The organism is Halonotius sp. F2-221B, assembly GCF_046719765.1.
Taxonomy (GTDB): domain Archaea; phylum Halobacteriota; class Halobacteria; order Halobacteriales; family Haloferacaceae; genus Halonotius.
This window is the reverse complement of record NZ_JABEBY010000002.1, coordinates 140,090-154,645: the sequence shown is the minus strand read 5'-3', so window position 1 is coordinate 154,645 and position 14,556 is coordinate 140,090. Positions and strand designations below refer to the sequence as shown.

Genomic DNA, 14,556 nt, shown 5'->3' with positions numbered 1-14,556 from the left:
ACACGCCTATCAAGGTTGATGAGTCACCAACTGCCCGATGTCCAGGCCACCCAGCCGGATGTGGCCGTCGGGCTGAGTCAGGTTGGCGTAACGGGTGTCGAAAAACTGGTCAAACTTGCACGCGAGGACAAACGGCCGATCGTCCTCATGGCCGAGTTCGAGGTCTTTGTCGATCTCCCCGGCGGCCGCAAAGGGATCGATATGAGCCGCAACATGGAGGTCATCGACGAGATCTTAGAGGAGACGACAGAAGCCGAAGCCTACCGCGTCGAGGATGTCTGTGGGGAGGCCGCCGAACGCCTGCTGTCGAAACACGACTATACGTCGACGGCGACCGTCGAGATGACCGCCGATCTCGTGACAAAAGAGGAAACGCCGGCCAGCGGGAAGCCGACCCAAAACACCGCGACGATCATCGCCAGCGCGACCGCCACCGACGACGGCACCCACGAGGAGATCGGCGCGGAGGTCACCGGGATGACGGTCTGTCCCTGCTCGCAGGGGATGTCCGAATCACGCGCCCGCGAAAAGCTCCAGGAGCTCGATGTGGAACGCGAGATCATCGACGAGTTTCTTGATACCGTTCCCCAGCCCGGCCACTCACAGCGCGGCCACGCGACGCTGACGATCACCAGCGAGGGGAGCCCCGACGTGGATCTCGGCGACATCATCGACATCGCCCGCGATGCGATGAGCGCGCGGATCTACAACATGGCGAAACGCCCCGACGAGGATCATATGACCTTCGCCGCCCACTCCGACGCCAAGTTCGTCGAGGACTGTGTTCGCTCCTTAGCGGAGGGTGCCGTCGAGCAGTTCGATCACCTCTCTGACGAGGCCGTCGTCTACATCCGCCAATCCAACGACGAATCGATCCACCAACACAACGCCCACGCCGAACGCGAGGTCACGATCGGGCAACTCCGCGCCGAACTGAACGGTACCGCCTGAAGCCGGTCAGTGCTGTGGTGGTACGTGTAGCGGATCAGCATTCTCCCACCGCGGCTGAAAGACCTCTCCGATGTCGGCCGCGAAGCTCCGATCCTTGAGATCGATCATCGCAAACGCCTGCTGTGGATCCAGCGGGTTCGGCACCTCCAAACAGACCTCAACGCCGTCGATCAGGGTAAACGTCCCCTCGATCGTGTCGCGTGTCCGAACCGCGTAGTTGTCGTGGTCGCTCAATCGTGCGTCGTATGTCTCGATCGTCTCCTCCGGGAGGTTGGCGACGACAGCCGGTGTCACCAGCAACTTCACGTCGACACCGCGCGCTAAGGCGGCTTCCAAGCCGTCGACGATGCGGCCGCTTGCGTTTTGGAGGTCAAGGCCGGCTGCCGGGGTGCCGCCGACAATGTGTAACGAATCGTCAGCGGCATCGATCCGCTCAACCAAGAGTTCCAGTGTCTCCTCGGGGCCGACCGCAGCCGTCCAAAACTGGCCGTTGACCGGGGCGGTCGCCTCCAGATCGTTCGTCAACGTCTCGACGGTCTCGGCGTACTGCTCGGCCTGTTCGTCGAGTTCGCGCTGTTTGGCCTCCAGTAGGCGATCCAACCCAACGTCGGGCTCGACGGCAACGTATTTTTTCGGCCGGCTGGCGGCCTGACTCCGGACGAGTCGGTGCTGTTCAAGCCCGTTGAGCACGTCGTAGATCCGTCCCATCGGCACCTCGCTTGTTCGTGACAACTCCTTTGCGGTTGTCGGGCCGCTCCGGAGGAGCGCGCGGTACGCCCGGGCTTCATACTCCGACAGCCCGAGATCGCGGAGACTCGCCATATATCGGCGTCGGGGCGTGGTAACAAAAACGCACCGGACGTTTATTTCATCTCGGTAGCCGCCTTGCCGACCTGCTCCAACAACTCCTCAGGTGTCGTTGCTGACGCGTCGCTGCCGCGGACATGTGCGGTTCCGGTCTCAACGCGATCAGCGTTGGGCACGACAACCGCCTCATGGTCGGCGATCCTGAGGGCTGCGCGGTGAAGATCCGAGCCCGCCGGGTCGCCAACGTCGACAACGAGATCGCCGCCGGTGAGGCGGGCGGCAACGCTGCCGTAGCCCGCGACCTGCACACCGATCCGATCCCACGCGCCGGCAAAGGCCTCAATGGCGTCGGTCGCGGCCTCGCGGTACCGCTCGTTGCCCGTAATGGCCGCGAGATCCAGCAGGGAATCGGCGAACTCCGTGCCCGTGTCGATGGGTCGCAGCGGGCGGTCACAGAGCCCGTTGCCACTGGCGGGGCCGTCGCGGAACGCCGCGCCGTCGCCCAGTGTTTCGAGGGCGTTGTCGGCGACAGCCGTTGCGACCGCGGTGTAGTCGTCGTCACCGAGCACCTGCCGGGCAGTGCTCCACGCCCCGACAACGCGAGCAGCATCCTCAAGCAGGTCGGTCTCGCCGACCGCATCATCGGTGCGGTAGTGGGTGACGACGCCGCTGTCGGTGCCGATAAGGTCAGATTCAACGGCCGCGAGGATACGCTCGGCGTACTCACGGGCGTGGTCGTCGTCGGTGTAGGCGTGGTAGGTCAGGAGGGCGTCGGCGGTAAGTGCGTTGCCGCCAGCAAAGACGGTCAGGTCGGTTCGGGGGGTCGGCTGGTCAGCCCGTTCGTCGGCGTCGCCGCTGTAGTAGCTCGCGCCCTGTCCGGGCCCTTGGCTGCCGCCGACGGCGACACCCGTCCACAGCGTGTCGGTGAGATAGTCGATGGTGTGGCGGGCCGGCTCGCGGTAGGCGTCCTCGCCGGTGTACAGATAGCCGTTGGCAAAGGCGCGGACGAGCGCGGCGTTGGTTTCCAGCACCTTCTCGTGGCGGACACCCGACCAGTCGCGCTCGGTCGCAACCCGGAAGAAGCCGCCGTCAACGGTGTCATAGAGGTGTTGGGCGATGGCATCGAGTGTCTGGCGGGCCTGCTGCGGTTCGCGTTTGAGGGCGAACTCGATCGTTTGGGGCAGCGGGAATTTGGCGTCCGTTCCCCAGCCGCCGTGGGCGGGGTCGAACTGCTCGGTGAGTTGGCCGGCGATGTGTTCCTCGATCCGGTCGTCGAGATCGCCGTCGGGTGTCGGCTCGTCGGCCAGCGCGCGGGGGACGCGGCCGGCGTCGGCTCCCTTCTCGTCCCATAGCTCCCGAATGCGGTCGACGATATCCCGCATCCCGTCGGGGGCGAGATAACCCGCGCCGGTCAGCAGCTCGCCGCTCGGTGTGAGAAACGCCGTCGTCGGAAAGCCACCCATCGCGTAGCGTTCCCGCACGCGGGGGTTGCGGTCGACATCGACGCGGATCGGCACGAAGCTGTCGTTGATGTTGGCGGCGACACGCGGCTCGCTGTAGGTACGGGCGTCCATCTCGTGGCAGGCCCCACACCACGTCGCCGACAGCGAGAGCAGGATCGGCGTGTCGGTGTCGGCCGCCTCGCTGAAGGCGTCGGGGCCCCACGACCGCCACTCGACCCGTGTGGACGCCGTCGCCGCCGCGGCTGCCGTCGAATCGTTCATACACGCCCTCGGGTGGGCCGCCGCCTAAGGCCTTCGTCCGCGACGAAAGACGTTATCACCGATGGCCCGCAACTGGGGGTATGCGCACGCGCTCCCTGCTCGCGCTGTTGCTGTTGATCCCGCTTGTCGACGCCTTCGTCCTCGTCGCCATCGTCGGCTCGGGGGTGTTGACACCCCTCCAGACGGTCGCGTTGGTCGTCCTGACCGGGCTCATCGGGATGATCCTCGTCCGCGCGGAGGGCCGCAACACGCTGGTGCGGTTCCAGCAGAAGGCCGCCACCGGGTCGGCACCGACCGACGAGCTGCTCGACGGCGGGCTGTTGATCGCGGCGGGGGCGTTTCTGCTCACGCCGGGGCTCGTGACCGACCTGATCGGGTTTCTGCTGGTGTTGCCGCCGACGCGATACCCGATCCGGATCGCGCTCAAGCGGTGGGTGGTCGTCCCCTACATCGACAACAAAACCGACGGCTTCGCCACCGGCAACGTCTGGACGTTCGGCTTTCCGGACGGCGATGGTGACAGCGACCCGTTCGGCTCCGGCGGGTTCGACGTTGGTGGCTCCGGCCCCGGCGGTGCAGGTGACACCGGTAGCGACGATCCACTGGGTGCCAGCGGGTCGACGACAGACGACGAGGAGTACGTCGATGTCGACTTTGAGGTCAACGACGACGACAGCAGCCGCGAGTCGTAGCCGACCCGCACCGAGACGCGAACTGTGTTCTCCGAAACCGACTGACGGAGCCCCGGTGGCGAAAGGAAACTGTTAAACAGAGTCCCCCGCTACGAGCAGTTGCGTTGGGGCCGATAGCTCAGTCAGGTTGAGCGCTCGGCTGATAACCGGGAGGTCCGCGGTTCAAATCCGTGTCGGCCCATTCGTTTTCCACGCGATTGTAAGCCGAGTAGAAACGTTTGTGTGAGGCTCTGAAGCCGTCGATATCGACTGTTATACACATCTCTGCGTGCGCTTCGTGTGGATGAGTTCAACCGGTGTCCAAACGCGGGTCGTCGCCGTCTGCGATTCATCGTTGCCGAAATCATCGAGAGCCAACGAGAATCGGGGTACCTCCATCCGAGAGTAATGTAGATTTATGTGTGTAAGGAATATATTTAGCGTAAGGATGAGTGTTTCAGAGAACGCCACGCTCACGAGCAAAGGACAGGTGACGATCCCAAAGCGGATTCGAGAAAAACTCGGGCTTGAAGCGGGGACGGAAGTCGAGTTCATCCTCGATGACGACGGGTCACTCCGCGTCCGACCGAAGGAGCCGCCGATGGAGCGGCTGCGGGCGATTCAAGACCAGCTGTCGACCCACGAGATCGACATCGAGCAGCTGCGCCGGGAATCGAAACAGGCCTGGGAGTCACAGCTCACCGAGGAGGAGTCGTGATCTTTCTGGATTCGTGGGTCTGGCTCGAATACGTCTTCAGTGGCGAGAAAACCGAGGCGGCGGAAGCCGTCATCCAACGGGCGAACACGGCTGATACCGGCGGGCTCATCGCCCCAACGGTCATCGCAGAGGTCTCATATCGTGTTCGGCGTGTCGAGGACAACGCAACCGCGGCCGAAACCGTCAACGCGATCCAGGATTTCGAGTATATCGAGAGTCTGCCATTGGTCGACGAGATCGCCGAGTACGCCGCCGAGCTCCGGGCGGAGTATTACGACCCCGGCGAGCGGGAGCTGTCGTACGCGGATGCGATCCATCTCGCCACCGCGATCGTTCACGACGACTGTGACGCCCTCTATTCCGGGGATCCGGATTTTGGCGGTATCGATGGTATCGACGATATCGAGACGGTCGTGCTGTGATCGTGGTCAGTTGCCCTGAATCGCGTCGATCACCATCGCCGCCGCGAGGATCGGCTCTTTCGGTACGCGGCTGGCATCGTCGATGGTTACCTCGTAGGTATCCTTGAGCAGCGTGAACTGGCCGTCGATCGAGCCGACGTGACCGCCCTCGGGATCGGTGATCTCGTATTTGTGCGGGATCAGCTCGCCGAACGGGAGCAGATTCCGGGCCAGCGTCACCGCTGCGCCGCGGGAGTCGATCTCGGCCAACGCCTCCCGTGTCTGGGGATCGCGGATCGTCCACGTATCCTGCAGCAGCGAGAAGTCGTTGTCGAGGATCACGACCGGTTCATCGGTGGCAGCGTCCGACAGGACGTAGTCGCCGGCGATGTCGATGATGCTGCTGGCGGTGACTCTGAACACCTCCTCGCCGTCGGCGTCGACAAACGGAAACTTCTCTTTGAGCTTGAACAACTCCTGTTTGCCCCGCAGCACCGTCTCCCCCGCGCTGTCAAGGGCTTTGTACTTGTTCCGGAAGACACCCTGAATAACGGTATAGCTGTCGTCGTCCAACGCGATACCGCTGATGTCGTACTGCTCGTGGAGGGCCATCGGTCGTCTGTTTTCCCGAGCGAACTTGAAACCACCCACCGACTGATCGCTCACGCACGCGTCGATCACCCACTCCGGGCAGCGACGATTACCACACCGGTCGTGCGCACCAACTCGCCAGCCTGCCAGGATTTTCACTTTCACTCCGCATGGCTACCGCTTATCTTCTGAGAGGTCGTATACTCTGTTGATGAACGCCGTTCGCCACCGACGCTCGGGTGACGACCCCGAGACCGACCATGAGACGACCACTGAATCGCCCGCTGACCGACATCATCCAGCCGTTGGGTTTGACGCCCGCGATCGCCTGCGCGGCGCGCTCGACGAGACAACGGTTCGACAGGCTGTGTTGGGGCTGCCACAGGAGCCACAGTGGTCACACACCGAATCCGAGTGTTGACCGTGGCGGGCACACCGTCGACGATCACGACGTGAGATGTCGCGGCAGTTGTTGCTGGATGTGATGGTTGGCAAACTTTCCACCTATCTGCGGATGTGTGGCTACGATACCGTCTACGCTGGAGAAGAGAATCTCGAAGCCGACGCGGCGATCCGCGAGCGTGCCCACGCCAGCGGCCGCACGCTGGTCACCCGCGACCGTGATCTCGCCGCCAGCACCGACGGCGCGATCCTGCTGACCGACCGCGAGATCGAGGGCCAACTCGCCGAGCTACAGGCCCACGGGGTCGACATCGACCTCCCGAACGAGCCCGAACGGTGTAGCGTCTGTAACGGCCGTGTCGACGCGATCGAGTCGGGTGAGCGACCGGAGCACGCACCCGATGGGGTGACTGTCTGGCAGTGTCGTGACTGTGGGCAGTTCTTCTGGAAGGGGAGTCACTGGGAACAGGTGCAAGAAACGATTGAGAATTTCTCTCAATGAGAAGGTTGCCCCTGCGGTTATTCCATTTACGCATATATACTTTTTATACACAAGACTGGATCACGGAGACACGAGAAGCAACAATGTTTGCTTAGGAATCAGAATAACGGCCCCTCAGAAGTTATATCTTCAGTATCTTTCCCATCCAAGCCCGAGAATGCATACATGATAAATTGATTCAATCGGATACCTGTTGATTGGATCGCTATCTGGATTTCCTCTGTATGTTGGATTGTATGGCTGTCCTCTTTCGGGAACAACGCCCCCATAATCCTGACTGAGTGAATAACCTCCTCATACATTCGTGTTTCAAAATCCACTCGATCCGTGTTTACCTCATCTATGATTCGGTAGTTCAGTTCCTCTAATTCCGCATCACTCATGTTAGAGAGTGCAATAAGCCCAGCTGATTCTGTTTTCTTTTCATCCACATCAAGAGGAAACTCCTCGGGTAGGTCTGTTAGGAGATCAGCAATGGTCGCTTCATCTAGACCACGACCAACCTGTCTAGCTAGGTTATATTCAAATGATAGGATTGACGGATAAATTTCTGGGACAGTATATAATTGATATCTGTGGCCAGCTCTGGACTCGAAAGTAATAATATGATATTTCGAATCCTCATTATCATCATTTTTGATTGTTGATTCGACATCGGTCTGTTTTAATCCAAGCTTTTCTAAATCACTGGCAATCTCCGCATTCAGATCAGCCAATTCCGTCTCGGAATGGTATTCATGGCGTTCGTCTGTAGTCATACATCGAACTCGTTAGCTCGCTTACGTCCAGGGTAATTTGGATTCAAGTCCGCCGGGGTTGACGGGGTGTCCTCTCGTTTTGCTTCGAGTTTCTCATTAGTTCTTGCTACTTCATCCAGATTGGTAGTCAATTTGAAAAGCTGTTTCACAACGGGACTATCGGTATCGAGTCGATAGCGAGTCGGTTGTGTGTCAGGGACTGCTTCAATTATTTGAAAACCAACCAAGTTGTCGATGTGGTTTTGGATCGATTGGTGTGTGGTTCCCGCATACTCAGCTAACTCTGTTTTATTAAATTCTTTTCCTGGTGGGGCATCAAGCAGTGCATCAACCACTAACGGGATCGTCTCGTTACCTGTGAGTGCCATCCATACACTTGGGCTAGTGTGCCTAACCTCACTCATTTCGGCGGCCTCGTCGCTCAATTGCTCCGAATCCGAGTCCGCTGTCCCAGCCATATTACTTGATCTATTCTCTTGTCACAAAATGCTTTGGTATTCGTCACAAATTGATTTTAGACGTTACCGTAATAACAGGTGATTTAACACCCATACTGACTAACAACTGTCAATGGCTGATTGTGATGCGATTTGTGCCGTTCTGTCTGCGTTATTCAATCAGCATACGTGGGGAACACCGATTGATAGAGAAGAACTAGTGAGTCGATCGGCTGTTGAACATGAGGGTGATGCCAAGGATGCAATAGATGAACTTCGGACAGACCATCCGTTTATTATCGTTTCGAATGATCGAGTGCGGATCGATCATGATCAGTTCGGGAAACTCTTAGATTTTCTCGTCTTGAAATGCAATCGAGATCCGCAAGAACTCAAATGGCGTGATAGTCACTACGAAGGTTGGAGTCGTCATTCGTGGTGGCCACCACGGAGTTGACACTTCACATCTTCAGCATCAGTTTGCAACGTTAGTCAACATCACGGTGATTCTCAACAAAGCCGAATTTTTGCACTCACCCCGTCGTGGCCGTATCGCTCCCCTTTGAGATCGCCGCTTGCTCGTGGGTATGATGATAGAAGTAGACACAGGGGTCGCCGTCCTGTGATTCGGGCTCGAAACAGACCCGCTGATATCGCTCGTTGTCGAGGAGATTCACCATCAAACTGCCACTGTGAGCGCTCACGGATGCATACGGGCGGCCACAGGCCGGGCATCGCGCGGGCGCGTCCCCCGGAACGTTGTTCATGATTGTACATGCCGTCACACGCGCTAAACGGTTTCGCCGCACGCCGTCAACACCCGCAGACAGCAGATACAGTTACATGTCTCGCGGCTGTCCTCCAGCCTATGGATGCAACACGACGACGCTACCTCCAATACGCTGGCGGGGCCGCCCTCCCCGCCGGGCTCGCCGGCTGTATCGGCACCGTCCCCGAAACCAACGAAACCGACAACGAGACCGACACCCCGATCGACAACGAGACAGACAACGCGACCGACGGCGGCAACGAAACCCGCCCCACGGGCACGGGCGGGCCGGGGGTCACCATCGCCGCGACCGACGACGACCCCGAGCTCCCGATCCAGCCAGCCGTCGAGGTGGTTCGGGAGGCCGCCACGACCGAGCATCCCCCGCGGCTCCGGACAACGCTCACCAACACGAGCGAGGAGGCGGTCAGCGTCGGCGAAGGCCGCGCTGTCCACTTCGAGTACGTCACCGCCGACTCGGGGACGCTAATCCTCCTGCCGCCCGCCAGCGACAACTACCCCGCCGAATCCGACTGCTGGCGGCTCAGCGACCGGATCGCCACGACCGAGGAGTATCGCACCTTCGAGATCGCGGCCGGCGAGTCGAGCAGCCGACCGGTCGACCTGTATGCGACGACCGAGGCCGACGGCTGTCTCCCGGTCGGCGACTACCGCTTCGAAACAACGATCTCGCTCACCGGCGACAACGCCGAGAGCGACGGCGCAGCGACGTAGGGGTTTTCGATCACATTGGAGTAGCCACAGCGACAGCGAGATCAGGGTCGCGGCGTCCGGCTGACAAAGCGGCTATCCGTCCGGCTCACCTCCCACCACTATGAGCGCGGAGTCACCGACCGAACCCAGCGACGACAGCGCACGGAACGACACCGACGCGGCCACCGAAAGCGAGCCAACGCGTGACGGTACCGGAGGCGACGACACCGCCGACGACGGCGAGGTGAGCCGTGCGTTCCTCCTCGGATTGCTCGCCATCGGATTGCTACTGTTCGGCCTGTTCGCGTGGGCAGCACTCACCGGCAGAGGATCGCCACTCTGATATCCACTCACATCGCCTCAATCGGTCGCCAACACCGACGCCAGCGCCTCGCGGTGGAACGCGACAGCCGCCTCGCGGTCGACCGGCGGATACCGCGGGTTGGTCACCCGGCCGGCGGAGTCGACCGCGCTGGCGGCGATGGCGACGGCGCGGTGGGCAGGGGCGACCGCCGGCATCGCTCTCACCGACTCGTAGCCCGCCCGAAACCCCGCCCGTAGCGGTGCGGGATCGTCAACGTACCAGTCGGCGACGAGGTATTCGGCTTTGGCGATCGACAGCGCGGGCGGGGCCGCAAGCGGGGCTTCCCAGTCCAACACAGCCGTCACCGAGCCGTCAACAACGAGGGCGTTGCCGGGGCGGAAATCCCACGGGAACAGCCGCGGTGTGGGTTCGCTGTCCGGTGGCTCCGCGAGCAGATCCCGAAGCTCGTCGGCGATATCGTCGAAGGCGGCCGGCAGGCGGTCGATGGCGCGGCTGCCGTACGCTTCGAACCACGCCTCCCAGTCCGGCTGGCTCGCGGTAAACCCCGACTCGCCGAGTTCGAGCCGGCCGAAGGTGTCGAACGCGAAGGCGTCGTGCAGTCGCGCGAGCGCGCGCCCGAACCACCGGGCGAGATCGCGCCGTGTTTCGCTGTCGACGGCGGCAAACGCCGCGTGGAGGTCACCGCCGGCGACGTAGGCGGTGAGCATATAGGCGACCCCCTCGTGGGTGCCCGCCGTCAACACGGGCGGCACCGGGACGAACGTCCGCTCTCTGATCGCCCGAAGCAGTGTCGCCTCGGTGCGGAGCCACGCGGCTTCGGTGGCGACTTGGACGACCACCGGCCCGCGGGTGGGGAACCGCGCGATCGCCGTCTGCTTGCGGTTGCCGCGGGTGATAGCCTCGATATCGATCGGTTCCTCCGTGACCGCGTCGAGGGCAACCGCAGCCGCCGCTCGCGCGCGCTCGTCGCCGAACGGCCCCGCCAGCAGCGCGTCGCTCACGACTCACCCCGCAGGATCGCCGGCAGCTCGTCCAGCGCGTCGAGTACGTACTCCGGTTCGTAGTCGCCGGGCTCCTCGTCGCCACGGAGCCACGCGACCGGCAGCCCGGCGTTCTGTGCGCCAGCCACGTCGTAGGCCAGCGAATCACCGACGTACAGCGTTCGCTCGCGGTCGACGCCGAGATTCCCAACGGCTCGCTCGAACGGCACGGCATGCGGTTTCGAGCGCGGGAGTTCCGCCGCGTAGACGACCGTCCGGAAGCGGTCGGCGATGCCCAAGGCGTCGAGTTTCGCCCGCTGGCGGCGTTCGGGGCCGTTCGTGACGACGCCGACCGGGCCGACCGCGGCCGCCGCGTCGAGTGCCGCCTCGGCTCCCGGGCAGAAGCCGACCGCGCTGTCGTCGATGGCCGACCGCAACGCGCGAGCGAGAGCGAGCGGATCAGCGTCGCTGCGGCCGTGTTGGGCGGCCACGCGGGCGAAGCCGGCCGCGAAGTAGCCGACCGGATCGTCGTGATCCGGCGGGCCGGTCAACGCCGCCCACAGAGCCGCCGGCTCGCCGAACGGGGGTTCGCCGATCGCTTCGAACGCCTGCTCGTACATCGCGTGGGTGTCCTGTGTGTGCTGGCACAGTGTCCCGTCAAGATCGAAGAGAGCCGCGTCGAACGATGCCACACCACACGGAGGGGCGAACAACACAAAAACCTCGCGTCGGTGAGGGGCTGCGACGCGGCCCCTCCCAGCCACGCGGTCAGACCGGGTCGGCACCGAGCAGCCGCGGCAGCGCGGTGTCAGCAAAGGTGAGGGCGATCACCAACACCATCGGCGCGAAAAACAGGCCGTAAAAGCCCAACACGACCGGACCGAAGATGTACGCCAACATGAGCAACCCGACGTGTGTCGTGTCACCGCTGAGATACGGCCGCAGGACGATATCCGGGATCGTGTCGACGACGACGATCGCCAACAGGAGGAAGCCGGCCAGATACACCAACAGCGCGGGCTGGCCGTCGAGGATGACCGGCACCGCCGCCGCGATCGTTAGCGGGACGTAGACGACCTTCATCCCGATGACCGGGATCAGACTCGCAACCCCCGTCAGCGCGCCGGACAACACCGGATACGGCACCGCGACGGCCGCGGGGGCGACGGCGTTGTACCCCATGAACACGATGGCACCGATCAGCGAGATGACGATCACGTTTAGCAGGTTGCCGAACAGCACGGCCTCCAACTCCGCGTCGGCGGCTTCGAAAAACTCCCGGACGATATCGTCGTCATCGAACCGCAGCAGCCACGCCCGGAACGTCGACCCCTCGATGAGCAGGTAGTAGGTGACGACGGCGATGATAAACACGTTCAACAGCAGCCCGCTGACGAGGCTCGTCGCAAAGGCAGCGTTGTCGACAGCGAAGGCGATAATCGCATCCAGTTGGCCGGCCTGATAGGCGGCGATGATCCCATCGAGCGTCAGCGAGGGAAGCTCATCGAGGCCCTCAAACCACGCCACACTGTCGGGAACCGACTCTAAGACGGGGTAGGTTTGGACAAAGGCACCGATCTCCACGACGAGCAAGACGACAGTGTAGCTGAGCAGTAACACGAACGGCACAACCAACAGCGAGATCGTTGTCAGCGCGCGAAGCTGTGGCGGCAGCCCGATCCGATCGCCGATCCGCACCCGGCTGAGCCGGTGGTAGAACCCGCGCGAGGAGTAGTACAGAAAGATGGCGATGGTGAACGCGGCGATAAATCGGGCAACGAGATAGCCGACGATCGCGGCGACGCCGATCCCGAAGGCGGCGACGACAGCGCGTTTCTCGTTCATGTCAGGGAGCTATTGTCGATTGTATATAAGATCCCTGTCATCGATCTCACGGCTGTTCCGCCGGCACACTACCGGTCATGGTCGGCAAGCCCAACGAACTCGGTCATGAGGTTGCGCTCGGCTTTCCGGAGGTGTTCGGCGGCGGTACTCGTCGCACAGCCCAGCGTGTCGGCAACCTGAACCCGATCGCCGATGCAGCAAGAATTATCCCATGACCTGCCGTTCGCTTGCGATATCCAATGACGCGAGCACTGCAGCGACGGCCGGCCGTCCGGGTTGAGTCGCCCACAGGTTGGAGTACAGCGTGATGACCGACGAGCAGGCCCGCACTGCCGAGTTGGTACGGCAGTCGCTCAGCCCCGAGACGGCGGCGACGTTCCGCGACCGACTCGAAGCGCAAGCCGACTGGCTCCGGAGTGCTATCGAGGACGGCCGGATGGACAACGCTGACTTCGCGGTTGGGCTCGAACTGGAAGCCTACGCCATCGCTGATGGCGATACGACCGACCCCCGACTCGCCCGCTTGCCGGAGGCCGTTTTCGAGGAGCCGGCGGCCAACAAGGAACTCGGCCTCCACAACGTTGAGATCAACACCGAGCCGACACTGCTGGGCGAGGCCGGCCTCGCCGCCCAAGCCGACGAGATCCGCGAGCGAACCGCGGCGACACGGGCGGCCGCAACCGCCCACGACCGCGAGATCGTCCTTGACGCGATGTGGACGCTCCCGCCGAGGGAGGGCGCAGTCGACTACCTCTCGGCGACAACCGACCGCGACGGCGTCGTTTTCGCCGACAACATGCGGCAGTACCCCCGCTATGTCGCCATCGACAACGACGCCATCCGCCATGCTGGCGGCGAGATCCCGTTTTCCGTGCCCGGTGTCGAGGCCACGTTCCCCTCGATCCTCTTCGAGTCGCTGGCGACTTCGATCCAGCCGCACCTCCAGATCCCGTCGGCAGCGGACTTTCCGGCCTACTACAACACCGCGATCCGAACGCTCGGCCCGGTGCTCGCGCTGTCGACAAACTCGCCGTTCCTGCCCGCTGGATTCTACGATACGGCCGATCCGGCGGCGGTCGTCGACGAAACGCCACACGAGCTTCGGATCGAGGTCTTCGAGCAGTCGGTCAACCAGACCGACCACGCCAAAGTCCGGGTGCCCGGCGACATCGAAACGGCGACCGATGTCGTCGACCGCGTGCTCGACGACGACCCGTATGCACCGTTCCTCAGAGAGTGGGTCGCCGACGGCGACCGCGAAACGCTGGCCGACCGGCTCTGGGAGTTCGACCACAAACGCGGCACCTACTGGCGGTGGCTGCGCTGTGTGGTCGGCGGCGACCACATCGACGCCGACAACGACACCCACTCGCTGCGGATCGAGTATCGTCCGATCCCGACCCAGCCGACCGTGACCGACATCGTCGGTCTGCAAGCTCTCGTCGTCGGCGCGATCCGCGGGCTCGTCGACGCCGATCACCCGATTCAGTCGCTGCCGTGGGAAGACGCCGAGGCGAGTTTCTATGCGGCGACGGCCGACGGCATCGACGCCGAGTTGCACTGGGTGACCGCCGACGGCGAGCGAACGACCGACAGCGACGCCATCTTCGGGGAACTGTTCGAGTACGCCCGTCACGGCCTCAGTATCAGCGGGGTATCAAGCGACGCCATCGATGACTATCTCGACCCGATCGACGCCCGCGTGTCGGCGGGGGCGACGCCGAGTGGGTGGAAGAAACAGCAGGTTCGGCAGCGGCTCGCCGACGGCGACGACCTCACAGCCGCGATCGAGGGGATGCAACGCGAGTACATCCAGCGGAGCCGCAAGGATGACGCCTTTGTCGACTGGCTGTGATCGACCCGAACGGGTTCGGCTTCGGCACTGAGAAAAGACAGCGAAACAGTGGTCACAGGCTGGGAAGGGGGCTCTACGACGTAGAGATGCGCTGTAGCACAACGGT

General features: G+C 62.6%; 19 protein-coding genes and 1 tRNA gene. 10 read left to right on the top strand and 10 right to left on the bottom strand.

Features of this window, described 5'->3' with window-relative positions; all coding sequences use genetic code 11:
- Window positions 1–18: 18 nt before the first annotated feature.
- Complete coding sequence (gene mptA, locus HKK80_RS02045) at window positions 19–951, top strand: GTP cyclohydrolase MptA (RefSeq protein ID WP_411797945.1); 933 nt, start codon at window positions 19–21, stop codon at window positions 949–951.
- A 6-nt stretch (window positions 952–957) separates the two neighbouring features.
- Here mptA and HKK80_RS02040 read toward each other — a convergent pair whose 3' ends face one another.
- Both HKK80_RS02040 and HKK80_RS02035 read right to left on the bottom strand, forming a co-directional pair.
- The gene (locus HKK80_RS02040) at window positions 958–1,773 is read right to left on the bottom strand and encodes a TrmB family transcriptional regulator (RefSeq protein ID WP_411797944.1); all 816 of its coding nucleotides are present in this window, start codon (window positions 1,771–1,773) and stop codon (window positions 958–960) included.
- A gap of 41 nt (window positions 1,774–1,814) precedes the next feature.
- Window positions 1,815–3,482: a DUF255 domain-containing protein gene (locus HKK80_RS02035; RefSeq protein WP_411797943.1), complete on the bottom strand. Its 1,668-nt coding sequence runs from the start codon at window positions 3,480–3,482 to the stop codon at window positions 1,815–1,817.
- An 80-nt stretch (window positions 3,483–3,562) separates the two neighbouring features.
- On the opposite strand from HKK80_RS02035, the gene HKK80_RS02030 reads away from it, so the two are divergent.
- From HKK80_RS02030 to HKK80_RS02015, 4 genes are all read left to right on the top strand, one after another.
- Entirely contained in the window at window positions 3,563–4,174 is a 612-nt protein-coding gene (locus tag HKK80_RS02030; RefSeq protein ID WP_411797942.1) for an FxsA family protein, read from the top strand.
- 107 nt (window positions 4,175–4,281) lie between these two features.
- Window positions 4,282–4,355: transfer RNA gene (locus HKK80_RS02025), tRNA-Ile, on the top strand.
- A gap of 246 nt (window positions 4,356–4,601) precedes the next feature.
- Window positions 4,602–4,871 carry an AbrB/MazE/SpoVT family DNA-binding domain-containing protein gene (locus HKK80_RS02020; protein ID WP_411797941.1) on the top strand — a complete coding sequence of 90 codons (270 nt, stop codon included), beginning with the start codon at window positions 4,602–4,604 and terminating at the stop codon, window positions 4,869–4,871.
- Window positions 4,868–5,293 (top strand): type II toxin-antitoxin system VapC family toxin, encoded by a 426-nt coding sequence (locus tag HKK80_RS02015; RefSeq protein WP_411797940.1) that lies wholly within the window; start codon window positions 4,868–4,870, stop codon window positions 5,291–5,293. The genes HKK80_RS02020 and HKK80_RS02015 overlap by 4 nt, the downstream gene beginning before the upstream one ends.
- Window positions 5,294–5,299: 6 nt before the next feature.
- Here HKK80_RS02015 and HKK80_RS02010 read toward each other — a convergent pair whose 3' ends face one another.
- A complete protein-coding gene (locus HKK80_RS02010) occupies window positions 5,300–5,884 on the bottom strand; it encodes an LURP-one-related/scramblase family protein (RefSeq protein WP_411797939.1) in 585 nt (194 codons plus the stop codon).
- Window positions 5,885–6,074: 190 nt separating this feature from the next.
- Between HKK80_RS02010 and HKK80_RS02005 the strand changes: the two genes are divergently transcribed.
- On the top strand, window positions 6,075–6,284 hold the full coding sequence (locus HKK80_RS02005) for a hypothetical protein (protein WP_411797938.1): 210 nt from the start codon (window positions 6,075–6,077) through the stop codon (window positions 6,282–6,284).
- Between the two features lie 36 nt (window positions 6,285–6,320).
- Complete coding sequence (locus HKK80_RS02000) at window positions 6,321–6,767, top strand: Mut7-C RNAse domain-containing protein (RefSeq protein WP_411797937.1); 447 nt, start codon at window positions 6,321–6,323, stop codon at window positions 6,765–6,767.
- A gap of 98 nt (window positions 6,768–6,865) precedes the next feature.
- On the opposite strand, the gene HKK80_RS01995 is transcribed toward HKK80_RS02000, so the two are convergent.
- From HKK80_RS01995 to HKK80_RS01985, 3 genes are all read right to left on the bottom strand, one after another.
- The gene (locus tag HKK80_RS01995; protein WP_411797936.1) at window positions 6,866–7,525 is read right to left on the bottom strand and encodes a hypothetical protein; all 660 of its coding nucleotides are present in this window, start codon (window positions 7,523–7,525) and stop codon (window positions 6,866–6,868) included.
- The gene (locus HKK80_RS01990; RefSeq protein ID WP_411797935.1) at window positions 7,522–7,983 is read right to left on the bottom strand and encodes a hypothetical protein; all 462 of its coding nucleotides are present in this window, start codon (window positions 7,981–7,983) and stop codon (window positions 7,522–7,524) included. Before HKK80_RS01990 ends, HKK80_RS01995 begins: the two co-directional genes overlap by 4 nt.
- A gap of 512 nt (window positions 7,984–8,495) precedes the next feature.
- Entirely contained in the window at window positions 8,496–8,642 is a 147-nt protein-coding gene (locus HKK80_RS01985; RefSeq protein WP_411797934.1) for a hypothetical protein, read from the bottom strand.
- Between the two features lie 188 nt (window positions 8,643–8,830).
- Between HKK80_RS01985 and HKK80_RS01980 the strand changes: the two genes are divergently transcribed.
- Both HKK80_RS01980 and HKK80_RS01975 read left to right on the top strand, forming a co-directional pair.
- Window positions 8,831–9,466 carry a hypothetical protein gene (locus tag HKK80_RS01980; RefSeq protein ID WP_411797933.1) on the top strand — a complete coding sequence of 212 codons (636 nt, stop codon included), beginning with the start codon at window positions 8,831–8,833 and terminating at the stop codon, window positions 9,464–9,466.
- Between the two features lie 100 nt (window positions 9,467–9,566).
- Window positions 9,567–9,788, top strand: a complete 222-nt coding sequence (locus tag HKK80_RS01975; protein WP_411797932.1) for a hypothetical protein — start codon at window positions 9,567–9,569, stop codon at window positions 9,786–9,788.
- A gap of 17 nt (window positions 9,789–9,805) precedes the next feature.
- Here the strand turns inward: HKK80_RS01975 and HKK80_RS01970 are convergent, their stop codons facing one another.
- From HKK80_RS01970 to HKK80_RS01955, 4 genes are all read right to left on the bottom strand, one after another.
- A complete protein-coding gene (locus HKK80_RS01970) occupies window positions 9,806–10,771 on the bottom strand; it encodes a phosphotransferase family protein (protein WP_411797931.1) in 966 nt (321 codons plus the stop codon).
- On the bottom strand, window positions 10,768–11,442 hold the full coding sequence (locus tag HKK80_RS01965; protein ID WP_411797930.1) for an HAD family hydrolase: 675 nt from the start codon (window positions 11,440–11,442) through the stop codon (window positions 10,768–10,770). Before HKK80_RS01965 ends, HKK80_RS01970 begins: the two co-directional genes overlap by 4 nt.
- A gap of 76 nt (window positions 11,443–11,518) precedes the next feature.
- Window positions 11,519–12,595 carry an AI-2E family transporter gene (locus tag HKK80_RS01960; RefSeq protein WP_411797929.1) on the bottom strand — a complete coding sequence of 359 codons (1,077 nt, stop codon included), beginning with the start codon at window positions 12,593–12,595 and terminating at the stop codon, window positions 11,519–11,521.
- A 68-nt stretch (window positions 12,596–12,663) separates the two neighbouring features.
- A complete protein-coding gene (locus tag HKK80_RS01955) occupies window positions 12,664–12,789 on the bottom strand; it encodes a helix-turn-helix domain-containing protein (protein WP_411798006.1) in 126 nt (41 codons plus the stop codon).
- A gap of 113 nt (window positions 12,790–12,902) precedes the next feature.
- Here HKK80_RS01955 and HKK80_RS01950 point away from each other — a divergent pair, with 113 nt between their 5' ends.
- Window positions 12,903–14,450, top strand: coding sequence for a hypothetical protein (locus HKK80_RS01950; protein WP_411797928.1), 1,548 nt, complete (start codon window positions 12,903–12,905; stop codon window positions 14,448–14,450).
- Window positions 14,451–14,556 lie beyond the last annotated feature (106 nt).

Bases quoted from the DNA above. Each gene is read 5' to 3' on its own strand.
- mptA (WP_411797945.1), top strand. From the start codon at position 19: ATGAGTCACCAACTGCCCGATGTCCAGGCCACCCAGCCGGATGTGGCC.
- HKK80_RS02040 (WP_411797944.1), bottom strand. From the start codon at position 1,773: ATGGCGAGTCTCCGCGATCTCGGGCTGTCGGAGTATGAAGCCCGGGCG.
- HKK80_RS02035 (WP_411797943.1), bottom strand. From the start codon at position 3,482: ATGAACGATTCGACGGCAGCCGCGGCGGCGACGGCGTCCACACGGGTC.
- HKK80_RS02030 (WP_411797942.1), top strand. From the start codon at position 3,563: ATGCGCACGCGCTCCCTGCTCGCGCTGTTGCTGTTGATCCCGCTTGTC.
- HKK80_RS02020 (WP_411797941.1), top strand. From the start codon at position 4,602: ATGAGTGTTTCAGAGAACGCCACGCTCACGAGCAAAGGACAGGTGACG.
- HKK80_RS02010 (WP_411797939.1), bottom strand. From the start codon at position 5,884: ATGGCCCTCCACGAGCAGTACGACATCAGCGGTATCGCGTTGGACGAC.
- HKK80_RS02005 (WP_411797938.1), top strand. From the start codon at position 6,075: ATGAACGCCGTTCGCCACCGACGCTCGGGTGACGACCCCGAGACCGAC.
- HKK80_RS02000 (WP_411797937.1), top strand. From the start codon at position 6,321: ATGTCGCGGCAGTTGTTGCTGGATGTGATGGTTGGCAAACTTTCCACC.
- HKK80_RS01995 (WP_411797936.1), bottom strand. From the start codon at position 7,525: ATGACTACAGACGAACGCCATGAATACCATTCCGAGACGGAATTGGCT.
- HKK80_RS01990 (WP_411797935.1), bottom strand. From the start codon at position 7,983: ATGGCTGGGACAGCGGACTCGGATTCGGAGCAATTGAGCGACGAGGCC.
- HKK80_RS01985 (WP_411797934.1), bottom strand. From the start codon at position 8,642: ATGGTGAATCTCCTCGACAACGAGCGATATCAGCGGGTCTGTTTCGAG.
- HKK80_RS01980 (WP_411797933.1), top strand. From the start codon at position 8,831: ATGGATGCAACACGACGACGCTACCTCCAATACGCTGGCGGGGCCGCC.
- HKK80_RS01975 (WP_411797932.1), top strand. From the start codon at position 9,567: ATGAGCGCGGAGTCACCGACCGAACCCAGCGACGACAGCGCACGGAAC.
- HKK80_RS01960 (WP_411797929.1), bottom strand. From the start codon at position 12,595: ATGAACGAGAAACGCGCTGTCGTCGCCGCCTTCGGGATCGGCGTCGCC.
- HKK80_RS01950 (WP_411797928.1), top strand. From the start codon at position 12,903: ATGACCGACGAGCAGGCCCGCACTGCCGAGTTGGTACGGCAGTCGCTC.